Here is a 15628-nt window from a genome sequence, read left to right as displayed (position 1 = left end):
CCCTACGCAGAGCCACCGACAGTGCCGTACCCAGGTCCGCACTTTGTGTCGGTCTTGCAACACACCGCGTGCCGGACGGGCCGTCAGGCCAGACCGGCCTCCTTCATCTGGCGCAGCTCCTTCTTCATCTCGGAGACCTCGTCGCGCAGACGGGCCGCGATCTCGAACTGGAGGTCCGCGGCGGCGGCCCGCATGCGGGTGGTGAGGTCCTCGATCTGCTCGGCGAGCTCCGCCGCGGGGCGGTCGGTGGGCGCCGCCTCGGTCTTCCTGCCCTTGGCCGCCTTGGCGCCGGCCGCCGCCTTGCCGCCGAGGGCGGGCACGGGGGCCTTGGCGGCCTTGCCGTCCTTCGACTGGCGGTAGCCCGAGCCGAGGAGCTGCTCGGTGTCGACGTCCTCGCGGGCGATCTGCGCCACGATGTCGTTGATCTTCTTGCGGAGGGGCTGCGGATCGATGCCGTTCGCCGTGTTGTAGGCGATCTGCTTCTCCCGGCGGCGGTTGGTCTCGTCGATGGCCTTCTCCATCGCCGGGGTGATCTTGTCGGCGTACATGTGGACCTGGCCGGAGACGTTGCGCGCCGCGCGGCCGATGGTCTGGATCAGGGAGGTGCCTGAGCGCAGGAAGCCCTCCTTGTCGGCGTCGAGGATGGCCACCAGGGAGACCTCGGGCAGGTCGAGGCCCTCGCGCAGGAGGTTGATGCCGACCAGGACGTCGTACTCGCCGGCGCGCAGCTCGCGCAGCAGCTCCACGCGGCGCAGCGTGTCGACGTCGCTGTGCAGGTAGCGGACCTGGATGCCGAGCTCCAGGAAGTAGTCGGTGAGGTCCTCGGCCATCTTCTTGGTGAGCGTGGTGACAAGGACGCGCTCGTCCTTCTCGGTCCGCTGACGGATCTCGTGCACCAGGTCGTCGATCTGGCCCTCGGTGGGCTTGACGACGACCTCGGGGTCGATGAGTCCGGTGGGGCGGATGATCTGCTCGACGGCGCCGTCCGAGCGGGAGAGCTCGTAGGTGCCGGGGGTCGCCGACAGGTACACCGTCTGCCCGATGCGCCCCTGGAACTCCTCCCACTTCAGCGGGCGGTTGTCGAGGGCGGAGGGCAGTCGGAACCCGTGGTCGACCAGGGTCCGCTTGCGGGAGGCGTCGCCCTCGTACATGGCGCCGATCTGCGGCACCGTGACGTGCGACTCGTCGATGACGAGCAGGAAGTCGTCCGGGAAGTAGTCCAGCAGGGTGTTGGGCGGCGAGCCGGGCAAGCGGCCGTCGAAGTGCATCGAGTAGTTCTCGACGCCGGAGCAGCTGCCGATCTGGCGGAGCATCTCGAGGTCGTACGTCGTGCGCATCCGCAGACGCTGGGCCTCCAGGAGCTTGCCCTGCTTCTCCAGCTCGGTCAGGCGCTCGGCCAGCTCCTTCTCGATGTCGTTGACCGCGCGCTCCATGCGCTCGGGGCCCGCGACGTAGTGCGAGGCCGGGAACACGTACAGCTGCTGGTCGTCGCTGATGATCTCGCCGGTGACCGGGTGCAGCGTGGACAGGGCCTCGATCTCGTCGCCGAACATCTCGATGCGGACGGCGAGCTCCTCGTAGACCGGGAAGATCTCGATGGTGTCGCCGCGGACACGGAAGGTGCCGCGGGCGAAGGCCATGTCGTTGCGCGTGTACTGGATGTCCACGAAGCGGCGCAGCAGCTCGTCCCGGTCGTGCTCGTCGCCGACGCGGAGGGGGACCATGCGGTCGACGTACTCCTGCGGGGTGCCGAGACCGTAGATGCAGGAGACCGAGGCGACCACGACGACGTCGCGGCGGGTGAGCAGCGAGTTGGTCGCGGAGTGGCGCAGCCGCTCCACCTCCTCGTTGATCGAGGAGTCCTTCTCGATGTACGTGTCCGACTGCGGGACGTAGGCCTCGGGCTGGTAGTAGTCGTAGTACGAGACGAAGTACTCGACGGCGTTGTTCGGCAGGAGCTCCCGGAACTCGTTCGCCAGCTGGGCGGCCAGTGTCTTGTTCGGCGCCATCACGAGGGTGGGGCGCTGGAGCTTCTCGATCATCCACGCGGTGGTGGCGGACTTGCCGGTGCCGGTCGCGCCGAGCAGCACGACGTCCTTCTCGCCTGCTTCGATGCGCCGGGCGAGGTCGGCGATGGCCGTCGGCTGGTCGCCGCTCGGCTGGTAGGGACTGACGACCTCGAAGGGCGCCACCGTGCGTTCGATCTGAGAAACGGGCCGCATGGGATCCACCGTACGACCCCGCACTGACAACCGGTCCGGATCAGCGGTTCTGCGGGGTGCGGGGGCGCCGGTGGGCGAGGTGGCGGCGGGTGTGGTGCGCGGGGTGGTGCGCCGGGCGGTGGGCCCGGGGCGGGAACTCGGGGTGGGCGGGGATGCCCGGCTTGTGCTCGAGGGGCACCCCGGCCGGCCGCCCCATGATCATCAGCGGGTCGAGGAGCACCACGACGCCGGCGAGGAGGAGGAAGGCGAGGGGCCCGATCAGCATGGGGGCGAGCAGCTCGGCCGGTGAGCCGCCGGAGGAGGGGACGGCCGTGCCGTGCAGGTGCACGTCGAGCGCGGCCATGCCGGTGTAGTGCATGCCGGTGACTGCGAGGCCCATCACGAGGCTGGCGCCCACGCTCCAGAGGAATCCCCGGACCTGCCCGGCCGCCCACAGGGCCGCGGTGGCGGCGGCCATGGCGATGGCGACGGACGCGGACACGGTGAGCGTGTTGTACTCCAGCTGCCCGTCCAGCCGCATACCGGCCATTCCCAGGTAGTGCATCGAGGCGATCCCCAGGCCGGTGATCGTGCCCCCGGTGAACAGGGCCGTCCCCCGCGCGCCCCGGTAGCCGACGATGAAGACGCCCACGCCCACCATGAGGATGGCGACGGCGAGGCTCGCGAACGTCATCGTCCAGTCGTAGCGGATCGGCGTGTGCTCGATCGTGAACCCCATCATCGCGATGAAGTGCATGGTCCATATCCCGGAGCCGATCGCCGCCGAGCCGAGGGCCAGCCATGCCGGACGCCACGATCGGGTGACAAGTATCGATCTGGTGGTGCAGCGCAGACCGAGGGCGCCGCCCAGGCAGGCCATGAGGTAAGCCACCAGCGGTGTGACGAGTCCGTAGCTGAAGCCGTCGACCGTGTCGTGCATGTGCGGCTGCCCTTCCGCCCTTTTGTGTCCCGGAATGCCCTGATTGCGCGCCCTTCCCAGGACCGTACAAACGGTCAGGGCCGAGGCAGAGAGTATGACTCCCACCGGAACGGACGAACGATTCTCCGGCAAAGAATCACGGCCTTGCCCCAGTTGTGCCGCCCCGGTGAGCGGAGTTGAGCAACTCCCATTCAGCCTGTGGCCATTCTGCACCCATCTCTCGTTGACGCTCTGCTGTCACAGTGGTGCTGTCCGTGAACGCTCGACGCGAGGAGTACGCATGCACGCGCGCGCAGTTGCCGTCCTGACCACCGCGCTCGTGGGGGTCGTCCTCATGGCTCCCAGTTCCCACGCAGACACGCCGGACAGCGGCGACGCGCCGACGGTCGTCGCCCACCGGGGCGCCTCCGCCTACGCGCCGGAGAACACGCTGGCCGCCGTCGACAAGGCGGCCGAGCTCGGCATCCGCTGGGTGGAGAACGACGTCCAGCGCACCAAGGACGGCGAACTCGTCGTCATCCACGACGACAGCCTGCAGCGCACCACCGACGTCGAGGAGGTCTTCCCCGACCGCGCACCCTGGAAGGTGAAGGACTTCACCGCCGCCGAGATCGCCCGTCTGGACGCCGGAAGCTGGTTCGGCCCCGCGTACGCGGGCGCGCGCGTGCCGACGCTGGAGCAGTACGTGCGACGCGTGGAGCTCCACCACCAGAAGCTGCTGCTGGAACTCAAGAGCCCGGGGCTCTACCCGGGGATCGAGCGCCAGACCCTGAAGGCTCTCGCCAACGAGGGGTGGCTCGACCGGCGGCACGTGGCGGGCCGGCTGGTCGTCCAGAGCTTCGACGCGGACAGCATCCGGACCGTCCACGGCCTCAAGCCCGCCGTCAAGACCGGGTTCCTCGGCACCCCGGCCGTGGCGGACCTGCCCGAGTACGCGAAGTTCACCGACCAGATCAACCCCTCCTACGGCTCGATCTCCCAGAGCTACGTCGCCACCGTCCACACCTTCACCGGGCCGCACGGCAGGGTCATGGAGGTCTTCACCTGGACGGTCGACGACGCGGACACCGCCCGGCGGGTGGCCGGCTACGAGGTGGACGGCGTCATCACCAACAAGCCCGACGTGGTGCGGGACGCGGTGGGCGAGGCGGCGGACTCCGCCGGGCTGTGATCCCACGACGCTCGGGGCGGGCGTCCGCGTCCGCGCCCCGGGCGTTGTCGGTGGCGGGCCGTACGGTGGGCGCATGGACAGCCATGGGCAGGACGAGCAGCAGGTGGTGTGGACCGTCGTCGGCACCGGCATCGGTCCGCTGCTGCTGGCCGCGAGCCGGACGGGACTGGTCAACGTCGTGTTCCACGCCACGGACGCCGTGCGCGACCGGGCGCTGGAGCGGCTCGCGTCCCGGCTGGGCACCCGGCCCGTCGAGGCGCCCGGTTCCCCGCTGCTGGCCGAGGCGGCGCGGCAGGTGGAGGCGTACTTCGCGGGCGAGCGGCACGACTTCGAGCTGCCCCTGGACTGGTCGCTGATATCGGGCTTCAACCGGCAGGTGCTGCGGGAGCTGGCGTCCGGCGTGCCGTACGGCTCGGTCGTGGGCTACGGCGATCTGGCCGGGCGTGTGGGACAGCCCGGGGCCGCCCAGGCGGTGGGCGCGGCGATGGGGGCCAATCCGCTGCCGGTCGTCGTGCCGTGCCACCGGGTCGTGGGGAGCGACGGCGGCATCGGCGGGTTCGGCGGCGGCGTGGACACCAAGCGGCGGTTGCTCGCGCTGGAGGGTGTGCTCCCCGAGCCGCTGTTCTGAGCCGGGCCGCCGTTCCCCTGGTTTGACCCGGTGCCCCGCCCGCCAGGGATGAGGGAGAACCGACGGACTGGGGAGGCAGGCGCGTGGTGCTGGTGGTGTCGGAAGAGGTACGGGAGGCGATCGCCGGGCGTCGCCCCGTGGTGGCCCTGGAGTCCACGATCATCGCGCACGGGCTGCCGCGCCCGCGGAATCTGCTGGTGGCCCGGGAGCTGGAGGCCGCCGTGCGGCAGGAGGGCGGCGTACCGGCGACGATCGCCGTGCTGGACGGGCGGCCCCATGTCGGCCTGGACGAGGAGCGGCTGGAGCGGGTCGCGACCGAGGACGGCATCCGCAAGCTGGGCCACCGCGATCTGCCGCTCGCGCTGGCCGCCGGGGCGAGCGGCGCGACCACGGTGTCGGCGACCGCGCTGCTGGCCGCCCGGGCGGGGGTGCGCGTCTTCGCGACCGGCGGGCTCGGCGGGGTGCACCGGGAGTGGACCGTGACACAGGACGAGTCGGCCGACCTCGGTCTGCTGGCGCGCACCCGGATCACGGTGGTGTGCGCGGGCGTGAAGTCCATCCTCGACGTGCCGGCGACCCTGCAGCGGCTGGAGACGCTGGGCGTCGCGGTGGCCGGGTACGGCACGGACCGCTTCCCCGGCTTCTATCTGTCCGACTCGGGGCATCCGGTGGACTGGACGCTGCGCACCCCGGAGCAGGTGGCGGCGGTGATGCGGGCGCAGGACGCGCTCGGCGGGCCGGAGTCGGCGCTCGTCGTCGCCAATCCCGTCGCCCCGGAGGAGCAGCTCGACCCCGCGCTGCACGCGCGCGTGCTCGCCGACGCGCTGCGCGCGTGCGCGCAGGAGAGCGTCACGGGCCAGGCGGTCACGCCGTTCCTGCTGGACCACCTGGTGCGGCACACGGACGGCGCGTCGCTGAGCGCCAACCTGGCGGCGGTGCGCGGCAACGTTCGGCTGGCGGCACGGGTCGCGGCGGCGTGGACCGGGGCGTGACCGCCGCGGCGGGCGGCGGGCTGCTGGTCGTCGGGGACGTCGTCACCGATGTCGTCGCCCGGCACCGGGGGCCGCTCGCCGCCGGGACGGACACGGCCGCGTCGATCCGGCGGCTGCCCGGCGGTGCGGGGGCCAACGTGGCCTGCTGGGCCGCGTACGAGGGGTGCGGGGACGTGCGGCTGCTGGGGCGGGTCGGCGCGGACTCCTCGGACTGGCACGAGCGGGAGCTGCTGGCGCACGGGGTGCGGCCCCTCCTGGTCGTCGACCGGTCGGCGCCGACGGGGACGGTCGTCTGCCTGGTCGACACGGGTGCCTCGGCCGAACGGACGTTCCTCACCGACAGCGGGGCGTCGCTGCGGGCGCAGCCCGGTGACTGGTCGGACACGCTGCTCGACGGCGTCGCGCGTCTGCACCTGTCGGGTTACCTCCTCTTCTCGGAGCCGAGCCGCGCCCTGGTGGCGGTAGCGCTGGCCGCGGCACATGCGCGGGGGGTGCCGGTGAGCCTGGATCCGGCGTCGGCGGGCTTCCTGACGGCCCTGGGCGCCGGCCGTTTCCTGGGGCTGGTCGAGGGGGTCGACGTCCTGCTGCCCAGCCGGGACGAGGCGTGCCTGCTCACCGGGATGCCGGACGCCGCGGACGCCGCTGCCGAGCTGAGCCGGCACGTTCCGCTGGTGATCGTCAAGCAGGGCGCAGAGGGGGCCCTGGTGGCCCGGTCCGGTGCCGTGTGCGCGCGGCTCCCGGCCGTCCCGGCGTCTCCGCGGGACAGTACTGGCGCCGGTGACGCCTTCACGGGCGCGTTCCTCGCCGCGCTGGTCGCGGGTGCGTCGCCCGAGGAGGCGGTGGCGCAGGGGTGCCGGGCGGGAGCGGCGGCGGTCGAGCGGGTGGGCGGGAGACCTCCGCGAGCCGGGTTCGACGCCTGACCGACGGCCCGCCGCGTCGGGCGCCCGGGCGCCCGGGACGCCGTTCGCTCGGACCCGGCAGACTGGCCCCGGGGACGGCGGCACGACGGCCGGCGGAACTCGGGGATGCCGTCCGGTCAGCCGTTCCACGCCGGGTGGCGCGGGTCGTCGGCGCGCACCAGCACGTCGGCGGTGGCGGCGGGGTCGGCCTCCTCCGCGTAGCGGTCGAAGGCCGGGAGGGTCCAGTGCTCGGTCTCGGGCGTGCGGCGGCGCAGGGCGCCCGGGGTGAGGACGAGGTGGACGCTGAGATCGAGGGGGAACCAGTGACGCAGCAGGAAGGGCCCGTGCAACAGCAGCACGCCGCCCGCCGGGAGGTGGACGTAGGGACTGCGGGTGGCCCGGTCGGTCACCGGGTCCCACAGGTCGGGCAGCACCCGCCCGTCCCCGCCGGGACCGAGGGGGTCGAAGACCTCACGCCACAGGGCGCCGGTGTCGTGCCAGCCGTTGTAGTAGGTCTCGACGTCCTGCCGTCCGTACTCCAGGCGGACGGAGGCGGGACGCAGGAAGCCCTCCGTCCCGACGGTGAGGGAGGGGCGGCCGCGCAGGCGCAGCGCCTCGCCGACCCGTTCGGCGAGGTCGCCGGGGCGGGCGGCGGGCGCGCCGTCGAAGGCGACGCGCTGCCAGGGGCTGCCGTCGGCCGGCTCCAGGTCGAGCAGGCGCTCGGCGAGCCGGTCGCCGAGCCGGTCCCAGGTGATCGCTTCCAGTCGCACGTGCCCATGATGCGCCGTCGGCCGTCCGGCACGCGTGGCGGCCCGTCCGGACGCCCCCGCGTGATCCCGCGCCGTCCGGCCGTGGTCACCGTGCTCGTGCGGGAGTTGACTGGGGGCGATCGACGACAGCCGGTGCCGGCGGGGCACCGGTCCGACGGGTGGGAGTGGACGCGACATGATCGACGGGCCGTACTTCGTGCTGGCGGTACTGGGGGTGCTCGGGACCGGTCTGGCGGCCGGGGTCTTCTGCGCCTTCTCGACGTTCGTCATGCGGGGTCTCGCCGCGCTGCCGCCCGCCCAGGGCGTCGCGGCGATGAACGCGATCAACAGGGCCGCGGTGCGCCCGGCGTTCATGCTCGTGTTCCTCGGCACGACGGTGCTGTCCGCGGTGATCGCGGTGGTGACGTTCGTGCGGTGGCCGGACGAGGGCGCGGTGGAGCTGCTGCTGGGCAGCGCGCTGTACCTGATCGGGTCGTTCGGGGTCACCGTGGCCGCGAACGTACCGCGCAACGAGGCGCTGCTCCGCCTGGAACCGGCCTCGGCGGAGGCGGCCGGCCGGTGGCCCGGCTACGTGCGCGAGTGGACCGCGTGGAACCACGTCCGTACGGGCACCTCCGCCGCCGCGGCGGTGGCGTACGTGCTGGCCCTCGCCTGAGCGCGAGCCGCCGCCGGGCCCGCGGCGGCTGCGCGCGGAGGACGGACGGGCGGTCGCCGCAGGGCCGGGGAAGAGGCCCGTGCGGTGCCCTGCGGGCGGCTGCGGCCGGACGTAGGGTGACGGCGAGAGCGTTGTTCGGCGACGCCCGGCCTGCCAGCCCGCACGCAAGGAAGACGGCCATGGCCGACCCCAAGGGATTCCTGACCACGCCCCGCGAGGACTGGCCCCGCAGGCCCGCCGGGGAACGCGTGCGGGACTGGGACGAGGTGTACGTCCCGGGCGCGCTGCTCCCCCTGATCGGTCCGCAGGCCAACCGGTGCATGGACTGCGGTGTGCCCTTCTGCCACGAGGCCTGCCCGCTCGGCAACCTGATCCCGGAGTGGAACGAGCTGGTCGCGCGCTCGGACTGGCGGGCGGCGAGCGACCGGTTGCACGCCACGAACAACTTCCCCGAGTTCACGGGCCGGTTGTGCCCGGCGCCGTGCGAGGCGGGGTGTGTGCTCGCCATCAACCAGCCGGCGGTCACCATCAAGAACGTCGAGTGCGCCATCGCCGACCGGGCCTGGGAGGAGGGCTTCACCTCCCCGCGCCCGCCGGACCGGCTGTCCGGGCGGACGGTGGCGGTGATCGGGTCGGGACCCGCCGGTCTCGCGGCCGCCCAGCAGCTGACCCGGGCCGGGCACACGGTCGCCGTCTACGAGCGGGCCGACCGGATCGGCGGGCTCATGCGGTACGGCATCCCCGCGTTCAAGATGGAAAAGCGTCATCTGGAGCGGCGCATCGACCAGATGCGGGCCGAGGGGACGAAGTTCCGTACGTCGGCGGCGGTCGGGCGGGACCCCGACGCCGCCGAGCTGCGGACCCGCTACGACGCGCTCGTGATCGCCGTCGGGGCGACCGCCTGGCGCGAACTGCCCGTGCCGGGCCGGGAGCTGGCCGGGGTGCACCAGGCGATGGAGTACCTGCCGCTGGCCAACCGCGTGTGCGAGGGGGACCTGGAGGCCTCCCCGCTGTCCGCCGCCGGCCGGCACGTCGTCATCGTCGGCGGGGGCGACACGGGCGCGGACTGCCTCGGCACGGCGGTGCGGGAAGGGGCCGCGTCCGTGACCCAGCTGGACATCTACGCCCAGCCGGGCGCGGCACGCGACGAGGAGGCCGAGCCCTGGCCGACGTACCCGAAGCTCTACCGGCTGTCGGTCGCGCACGAGGAGGCACGTCATCTGCGGTCGGCGCCGGCCGCCGACGCGGACGCGCGGCTGTTCGCGGCGTCCACGCTCCGCCTCACCGGCGACGCGGAGGGGCACGTGCGACGGCTGCACCTGGTCGGGGTGGACGCCGGGCGGCGTCCGCTGCCCGGTACCGAGCGGGCGCTCCCCGCCGACCTGGTGCTGCTCGCCCTCGGCTTCGCCGGGCCGGACCGGACGGACGGGCTCGTCGACGGACTGGGGCTGGAGCTGGCGCCCCGGGGCACGATCGTCCGGGACCGGGACTTCGCCACCAACGTTCCCGGGGTGTTCGCCGCCGGGGACGCCGCCCGCGGGCAGTCGCTCATCGTGTGGGCGATAGCCGAGGGGCGGGCGGTGGCGGCCGCCGTCGACCGCCACCTGTCGGGCGGCAGCACGCGTCTGCCGGCGCCCATCGGGCCGTACGACCGGCCGATGACGGCCTGAAACCGGCCGCCCCCGCACTCGGGCGGGCCGCCCTGCCCCCGGTCACGGCTTGCGGGCCACCGCCCCGTATCCCGGGATGACCCCGTCGTCCTGCCCGGCGACCGGCTCGCCCAGCTCCGGGTGCCACAGGTGGGGCACCTCGACGCCCGGTTCGACCAGGTCGAGGCCCTCGAAGAAGCGGGCGAACTCCTCGCGCGAGCGCAGGGCCAGGGTGACGCCGGCGGCCCTGAGCTTCTCGGTGGCCGCCCGCGACTCCTCGGGCGTGAAGTCGGCCGTGGCGTGGGTCATCACCAGATGACTGCCGGAGGGCAGCGCCGCCAGCAGCCGGCCGACCAGGTCGTGGGCGCCGTCCTCGTCGGAGACGAAGTGCAGCAGCGCGACCAGCGACAGCGCCACGGGCTCGTCCAAGTCCAGGATCTTCCTGGCGCCGTCCAGGACGGCGTCGGGGTCCCGCACGTCGGCCGCGAGGTACTCGGTCGCCCCCTCGGGCGTGCCGCGCAGCAGGGCCGCCGCGTGGGCCAGCACGATCGGGTCGTTGTCGCAGTAGACGACGCGGGCGTCGGGCACGGTCTCCTGGGCGACCTGGTGGAGGTTGGGCTCGGTGGGGATGCCGGTGCCGACGTCCAGGAACTGCCGTACGCCGTGGCGGGCCAGCCAGCGCGTGGCCCGGTGCATGAAGGCGCGGTTGACCCGTGCCATCACCGGCACCCTCGGGTCCAGGGCGAGCATCTGCCGGCCCATCTCCTCGTCGACCGGGTAGTTGTCCTTGCCGCCGAGATACCAGTCGTACATCCGCGCGGGATGCGGCCTGCTCGTGTCGATGCCGGCAGGGGGCTGCCCGGTCATGGCGCGCTCCAAGGTGTGAAGTTTTCGCAGCAATCGGTGATCGACTCAGTGCCAAACAGCTTAAGAACAAGCAACAACAGGGCCGTGCGATTCAGGACAGCAGGAAGTCCGCCTCTCCCGCCTTCGCTCCCTCGATGAAGGCCGTCATCTCGGCGGAGGTGTAGATCAGCGCCGGTCCGTCGGGATCGGTGGACTGCCGTACGGCGATCCGGCCGTCGGCGAGCTTCATCGCCTCCAGGCAGTTGCCGCCGTTGCCGCCGCTCCACGGCTTGTGCCAGCCCTCGCTGCCCAGTTCGCGGGCGGGCATGCCGTTGTAGATCCGCTCGGCGCGGCCGCGTGGCGATGGCTGGGACTTGATGCGGTTCATTCACAACTCCTTGCGGAGATCCCGGAGGATCTCCTTCGTGCGATGTGCCGTGGCGGCCTGCGCCGCCATGCGGTCCATGACCTCGAGGTGGGTCGCCACCTCGGTGCGCGCGTCGAGGTAGACGGCGCCGGTCAGGTACTCGCTGTAGACCATGTCGGGAAGTTCCGGCACGGCGAATCGGAACAGCACGAAGGGCCCGTACGTGCCGGGGTGCGGCCCGTTGGCGAACGGGGCGATCTGCAGCGTCACGTGGGGCAGCTTCGTGGCGTCGAGCAGCTTGTCGATCTGGCCGCGCATCACCTCCGGGCCGCCGACCGGGCGGCGCAGCGCGGTCTCGTCCATGACGACCCACAGCCGGGGCGCGTCCTCACGGGTGAGGAGGTCCTGGCGTTGCATGCGCAGGGCGACGTGGCGCTCGATGTCCTCGGGCCGGGTCTGGCCGATGGCGCCCGACCGGAGCACGCCGCGCGCGTAGTCCTCGGTCTGCAGCAGCCCCGGGACGAAGTGGGGTTCGTAGGAGCGGATCAGCGCGGCCGCGCCCTCCAGACTGACGTACATGGAGAACCAGCCCGGCAGGATGTCGTGGAAGCGCTGCCACCATCCGGGCTTGTTGGCGTCCTCGGCCAGCTGGACGAAGACCTCGGCCTCCTCGTCCCCGATGCCGTAGGCCTTCAGCAGCAGCTGGAGGTACGGGATCTTGAGGCCGACCTCGGCCATCTCCATGCGGCGGACCGTCGCGGGGGCCACGCGCAGGATGCGGGCGGCCTCCTCGCGCTTGAGCCCCGCGCGTTCGCGCAGGTCCAGCAGGCGCCGGCCGAGGACGACCTGGCCGACCGTCGGCGCCGACCGCGGCTCGCTCACCGCCCCACCTCCACGCTGATTCCTGAACCGTTCCGTGCACGGGTGATCCCCGGACCCGGCGATCCCGTGATCGTCGACGAGGCGGGCCGCCGTGTGTGCGGACAGCCCGGCGGCGCCATTCGAAGACCTTTTCGAAAGTCCGGGCAGACCTTCGGTGATCTGAAGTGGCGCCGCTCGACGTGCTGTTGCGAAGCAGTGTGCCACGGCCGTCCAGACCGTCACACAGCACTCTGCACTTTTCAGAGTGACACTTGCCAAGTGTTCACGGCGGGGCGATAGTGGCAAGCGTGATTCCGTCCGCGCCCTTAGGAACAGACGCCGTCGCGGCCCCCCGGGGCCTCGGCGCCGCCATGGGAGCCGGCCCCGCGGGGGCCGCCGCTGCCGAGCGCCGGTTCCGTTTCGAGCTGGCCGCACACCCGGGTTCTCCCGCGCAGGCCAGACGCCTGACACGGGCCCGGCTGAACGGCTGGTCGGTGTGCGAGGACACCTGTGACACCGCGGCCCTGGTGGTCTCCGAGCTGGTGACCAACGCGATCGTGCACACCGCGAGCCGGTACGTCGTGTGCGAGCTGCACGACGGCGACGAGCTGGTGCGCATAGCCGTGCGCGACGAAGGATGCGCGCCCGGCCAGCCGCACCCGTCGGACGGCCGGCGGCCCGACGACGAGCACGGCCGGGGACTCCTCCTCGTCGACGCCCTGTGCGACGCCTGGGGCGCCCACGAGCACGGGCCCGGCCTGCTGGTCTGGGCCGAACTGCCGCGCGGCACCAGCGCACCGCACGACCCCGCCGAACCCCGCGACGACCTGGGCTGGGGCGCCCGCCCGAAGCCCGGGCCCGCCGACGGCACCGGCGACGAGGACGAGGCGGAAGCACACCACCCAGAGGCACGCCGTGGAACGGGGACCGCATGGCTATGAGGGCTTCGTCCGGCGTCCGCCCGCTCGGACTGGACACCCTGGTCCGTCTGCAGCGCGCGCTGCTCGAGCCCGGGAGCCCCCGGCGACTGCCCGTGCCCGACGGCATGACGGCCCCGCTGGGCTGCGACGCCGTGACGGTGCCGGCGCGGCTCGGCCCGCTGGTGCTGCCCCGGCTGCCCCGCGTGGGATGCGTCTACGCCGACGACGCCCACTGGTGGTGGATCGTCCCGTCGGACTCCGACTACGCCCTGGAGTGGCCCGCCCCGGCGCGGTACGCCACCGGCGCGGTCGTCCCCGACACCCCCGGCACCCCCGGTTTTCCCGGCCTGATCCACCGGCCGGACGGCACGGTCCCCTACACCCCGCCCATCCCGCTCTACCTGGCGCTGTGCCGCCTCACGGACACGACGCCGACGTGGTCGCGGGTGAGCGCGTAGCCGCCGGGACGCTCCGCGCCGTCCCCCCGCCCGCCGCCCGGGCCCTCGTGCTCCGCGCGCGCCTCCGCGCCCTCCCGCGCACGGCTCCCGCCCGGTCCCGTCCTTCCGCGCCCTCACGCGCCGCCGGCCCCCGTGCCGTCGCTCCGCGCTCCCTTCCGAGCCTCCCACTCCCCCTCGTGCGTCCCGGCACGCCCCCGACCGCTCCGGCCGGTCCGGCATGCGCCCGCGCGCTCCGGTCTCCCCCGCTCGCGCCCTGCCCGCGGTGAGCCCGCCCCCGCGATAGTGGCCCTTCGTCCACGAACGGGGGCTCACGGTGGGGAAGAGGGGCGGCGCGGAGCCGGCCGGGGTGTCGGAGTCGGAGCGGCTGCTCTTCGGCGGGCCCCTGCGCTACGACATGGGCTGGAGCCAGCACGCGGACGCGTTCCTGGAGCTGGGGTTCCGGGCCATGGTGACCCGGTTGCCGTCCCTGCTGCTGTCCAGTCTGCGGCTCGCCCGGCAGGCCGATCCGCAGGCGGCGCGGACCGTGCTGGCGGCCGAGGTGGGCCGGGGCATGGCCCAGGCGGTCAGCCTCCTCGCCGTCAACAGCGCGCTGGCCGGGCTGATGGCCGCCGGCCCGATCGGGGAGCGACTGCGCGGAACCGTCCCCGCACTGGTCACCGTGGCCGCCGTGATGCTGGTCGCGGCGCTGCTGCGGGCGGCCTCGACGTACGCGACCGGGCGGCTGGAACCCAAGGTGGAGCGGGTGGCCACCGAACGCTATCTGGAGCGGGCGGCGGCCGTGGAGCTGGCCGCCATCGAGGACCACGCCTTCCACAAGCTGCTGGACACCGCCCAGTACGGCGCGGCCTCCGCACGACGCATGATCATGTACGGCACGCGCGTGGTGAACGCGATGATCTCGCTCGTCGCCGCGGCCGGTGTGCTGACCGTGCTGCACCCGGCGCTGCTGCCGCTGCTGGTGACGATGACGCTGCCGAGCGCCTGGAGCGCACTGACCCTGGCCCGCCGCCGGTACGAGTCCTTCCACGCCTGGGTGCAGCACGAGCGGGCGGGACGGCTGCTGGCCGGCCTGCTCATCGAACCGGCGGCGGCCCCCGAGATCCGGGTGCACGGCGTCGGCCCCTTCCTGCTGCGGCACTTCCGCGCGATGTCGGAGACCGCCGAGGCGGAGCAGGCCCGGCTGGCCCGGCTGGCGGCCCGTACGGGACTGATCGCGGCGGCGTGGACCGGCCTGGCGACGGCCGCGACGTACGCGACCCTCGGCGGGCTGCTGCTGGGCGGCGCGATGGCCCTGTCGGTGGCGGGTACGGCCGTCATCGCGATCCGCACGGGCTCGCAGAGCCTCGGCACGCTCGTCGTGGAGCTGAACGCGCTGCACGAGGAGGCCCTGTTCGTCGGCGACCTGGAGCGGCTGCACGTGGAGGCGGCCGGCCGGGCCATCCCCGTCGGCGGCACCGCGCTGCCGGAGGACGCGAAGGAGGTCCGGTTCGAGAACGTCACGTTCCGCTACCCGGGTGACGCCACCCGCCCCGCGCTCGACGACGTCACGCTCTCGCTGCCGCTGGGCCGGATCATCGCGCTGGTCGGCGAGAACGGCTCGGGCAAGTCGACCCTGGTCAAACTGCTCGCCGGGCTGTACACCCCGGACGGTGGCCGCATCACGTGGGACGGCGTCGACGCGGCGACCGCGGACCGGCACGCGCTCGCCGAACGCGTCGCGATGGTCGCCCAGGACTTCAAGCGCTGGCCGTTCACCGCCCGGGTGAACGTCGCGGTGGGCCGCTCCTCCGTACCGCTGGGCGACGACCGCGTGGCCGACGCGGTCGCCGAGGCCGGGGCCGAGGAGGTGGTCGCGGACCTGCCCCGCGGCCTGGACACCCTGCTGGCCCGCAACTTCAGCGGCGGCCACGAGCTGTCCGGCGGACAGTGGCAGCGGATCGGGATCGCCCGGGCCGCGTACCGGCGCGGCCGGATCCTCATCGTGGACGAGCCGACGGCCGCCCTGGACGCCCGGGCCGAACTGGAGGTCTTCGAGAAGATCCGCGCCCTGGCCGGCAGTGGACAGACGGTCGTCCTGATCACCCACCGGCTGGCGTCCGTGCGCCACGCGGACCTGGTGCACGTCCTCGACCAGGGCAGGCTGGTGGAGTCCGGGACACCGGACGAGCTGCTCGCCACGGGCGGGGTCTACGCCGAGCTGTACTCGCTCCAGGCGGAGCAGTTCACGCAGGCGCCGGTGCCCGCACCCGGGGCGGGCTGATCCCGCCGTTC

15 protein-coding genes are annotated in these 15628 nt (G+C 73.3%); 9 read left to right on the top strand and 6 right to left on the bottom strand.

Annotated elements, in window-relative coordinates; all coding sequences use genetic code 11:
- Positions 1 to 83: 83 nt before the first annotated feature.
- Together uvrB and ACFWJB_RS30700 are read right to left on the bottom strand one after the other, a co-directional pair.
- Positions 84 to 2222, bottom strand: coding sequence for an excinuclease ABC subunit UvrB (gene uvrB, locus ACFWJB_RS30705; RefSeq protein WP_385463863.1), 2139 nt, complete (start codon positions 2220 to 2222; stop codon positions 84 to 86).
- Between the two features lie 40 nt (positions 2223 to 2262).
- A complete protein-coding gene (locus ACFWJB_RS30700; RefSeq protein WP_385463866.1) occupies positions 2263 to 3141 on the bottom strand; it encodes an MHYT domain-containing protein in 879 nt (292 codons plus the stop codon).
- Between the two features lie 280 nt (positions 3142 to 3421).
- Between ACFWJB_RS30700 and ACFWJB_RS30695 the strand changes: the two genes are divergently transcribed.
- From ACFWJB_RS30695 to ACFWJB_RS30680, 4 genes are all read left to right on the top strand, one after another.
- Positions 3422 to 4312, top strand: coding sequence for a glycerophosphodiester phosphodiesterase (locus tag ACFWJB_RS30695; protein ID WP_385463868.1), 891 nt, complete (start codon positions 3422 to 3424; stop codon positions 4310 to 4312).
- A gap of 73 nt (positions 4313 to 4385) precedes the next feature.
- Complete coding sequence (locus ACFWJB_RS30690; RefSeq protein ID WP_385463871.1) at positions 4386 to 4940, top strand: methylated-DNA--[protein]-cysteine S-methyltransferase; 555 nt, start codon at positions 4386 to 4388, stop codon at positions 4938 to 4940.
- A gap of 83 nt (positions 4941 to 5023) precedes the next feature.
- Complete coding sequence (locus tag ACFWJB_RS30685) at positions 5024 to 5932, top strand: pseudouridine-5'-phosphate glycosidase (RefSeq protein WP_386926278.1); 909 nt, start codon at positions 5024 to 5026, stop codon at positions 5930 to 5932.
- Positions 5929 to 6852 (top strand): carbohydrate kinase family protein, encoded by a 924-nt coding sequence (locus tag ACFWJB_RS30680; protein WP_386926276.1) that lies wholly within the window; start codon positions 5929 to 5931, stop codon positions 6850 to 6852. Before ACFWJB_RS30685 ends, ACFWJB_RS30680 begins: the two co-directional genes overlap by 4 nt.
- A gap of 116 nt (positions 6853 to 6968) precedes the next feature.
- On the opposite strand, the gene ACFWJB_RS30675 is transcribed toward ACFWJB_RS30680, so the two are convergent.
- Positions 6969 to 7601 (bottom strand): uridine kinase, encoded by a 633-nt coding sequence (locus ACFWJB_RS30675; protein ID WP_385463879.1) that lies wholly within the window; start codon positions 7599 to 7601, stop codon positions 6969 to 6971.
- Positions 7602 to 7776: 175 nt separating this feature from the next.
- On the opposite strand from ACFWJB_RS30675, the gene ACFWJB_RS30670 reads away from it, so the two are divergent.
- Positions 7777 to 8256: a DUF1772 domain-containing protein gene (locus ACFWJB_RS30670; protein WP_386926274.1), complete on the top strand. Its 480-nt coding sequence runs from the start codon at positions 7777 to 7779 to the stop codon at positions 8254 to 8256.
- Positions 8257 to 8435: 179 nt separating this feature from the next.
- On the top strand, positions 8436 to 9926 hold the full coding sequence (locus ACFWJB_RS30665) for a glutamate synthase subunit beta (RefSeq protein ID WP_386926272.1): 1491 nt from the start codon (positions 8436 to 8438) through the stop codon (positions 9924 to 9926).
- Positions 9927 to 9968: 42 nt separating this feature from the next.
- On the opposite strand, the gene ACFWJB_RS30660 is transcribed toward ACFWJB_RS30665, so the two are convergent.
- The 3 genes from ACFWJB_RS30660 to ACFWJB_RS30650 form a co-directional block, all read right to left on the bottom strand.
- Positions 9969 to 10772 (bottom strand): SAM-dependent methyltransferase, encoded by an 804-nt coding sequence (locus ACFWJB_RS30660; protein WP_386926270.1) that lies wholly within the window; start codon positions 10770 to 10772, stop codon positions 9969 to 9971.
- 91 nt (positions 10773 to 10863) lie between these two features.
- Entirely contained in the window at positions 10864 to 11139 is a 276-nt protein-coding gene (locus ACFWJB_RS30655; RefSeq protein WP_161168324.1) for a DUF397 domain-containing protein, read from the bottom strand.
- The gene (locus tag ACFWJB_RS30650; RefSeq protein WP_385463890.1) at positions 11140 to 12000 is read right to left on the bottom strand and encodes a helix-turn-helix transcriptional regulator; all 861 of its coding nucleotides are present in this window, start codon (positions 11998 to 12000) and stop codon (positions 11140 to 11142) included. It lies immediately after the preceding gene.
- A gap of 278 nt (positions 12001 to 12278) precedes the next feature.
- On the opposite strand from ACFWJB_RS30650, the gene ACFWJB_RS30645 reads away from it, so the two are divergent.
- From ACFWJB_RS30645 to ACFWJB_RS30635, 3 genes are all read left to right on the top strand, one after another.
- On the top strand, positions 12279 to 12920 hold the full coding sequence (locus tag ACFWJB_RS30645; protein WP_386926267.1) for an ATP-binding protein: 642 nt from the start codon (positions 12279 to 12281) through the stop codon (positions 12918 to 12920).
- A complete protein-coding gene (locus ACFWJB_RS30640) occupies positions 12917 to 13357 on the top strand; it encodes a hypothetical protein (protein WP_385463948.1) in 441 nt (146 codons plus the stop codon). Before ACFWJB_RS30645 ends, ACFWJB_RS30640 begins: the two co-directional genes overlap by 4 nt.
- Positions 13358 to 13751: 394 nt before the next feature.
- Entirely contained in the window at positions 13752 to 15617 is a 1866-nt protein-coding gene (locus tag ACFWJB_RS30635) for an ABC transporter ATP-binding protein (RefSeq protein ID WP_385463951.1), read from the top strand.
- The last annotated feature ends 11 nt before the right edge of the window (positions 15618 to 15628 follow it).

Origin of the sequence: Streptomyces sp. NPDC127100, from assembly GCF_042724095.1 — a bacterium.
Classification (GTDB): domain Bacteria; phylum Actinomycetota; class Actinomycetes; order Streptomycetales; family Streptomycetaceae; genus Streptomyces.
Note: the sequence above shows the minus strand (reverse complement) of the source record. Positions and strands in the feature narration are given on the sequence as shown.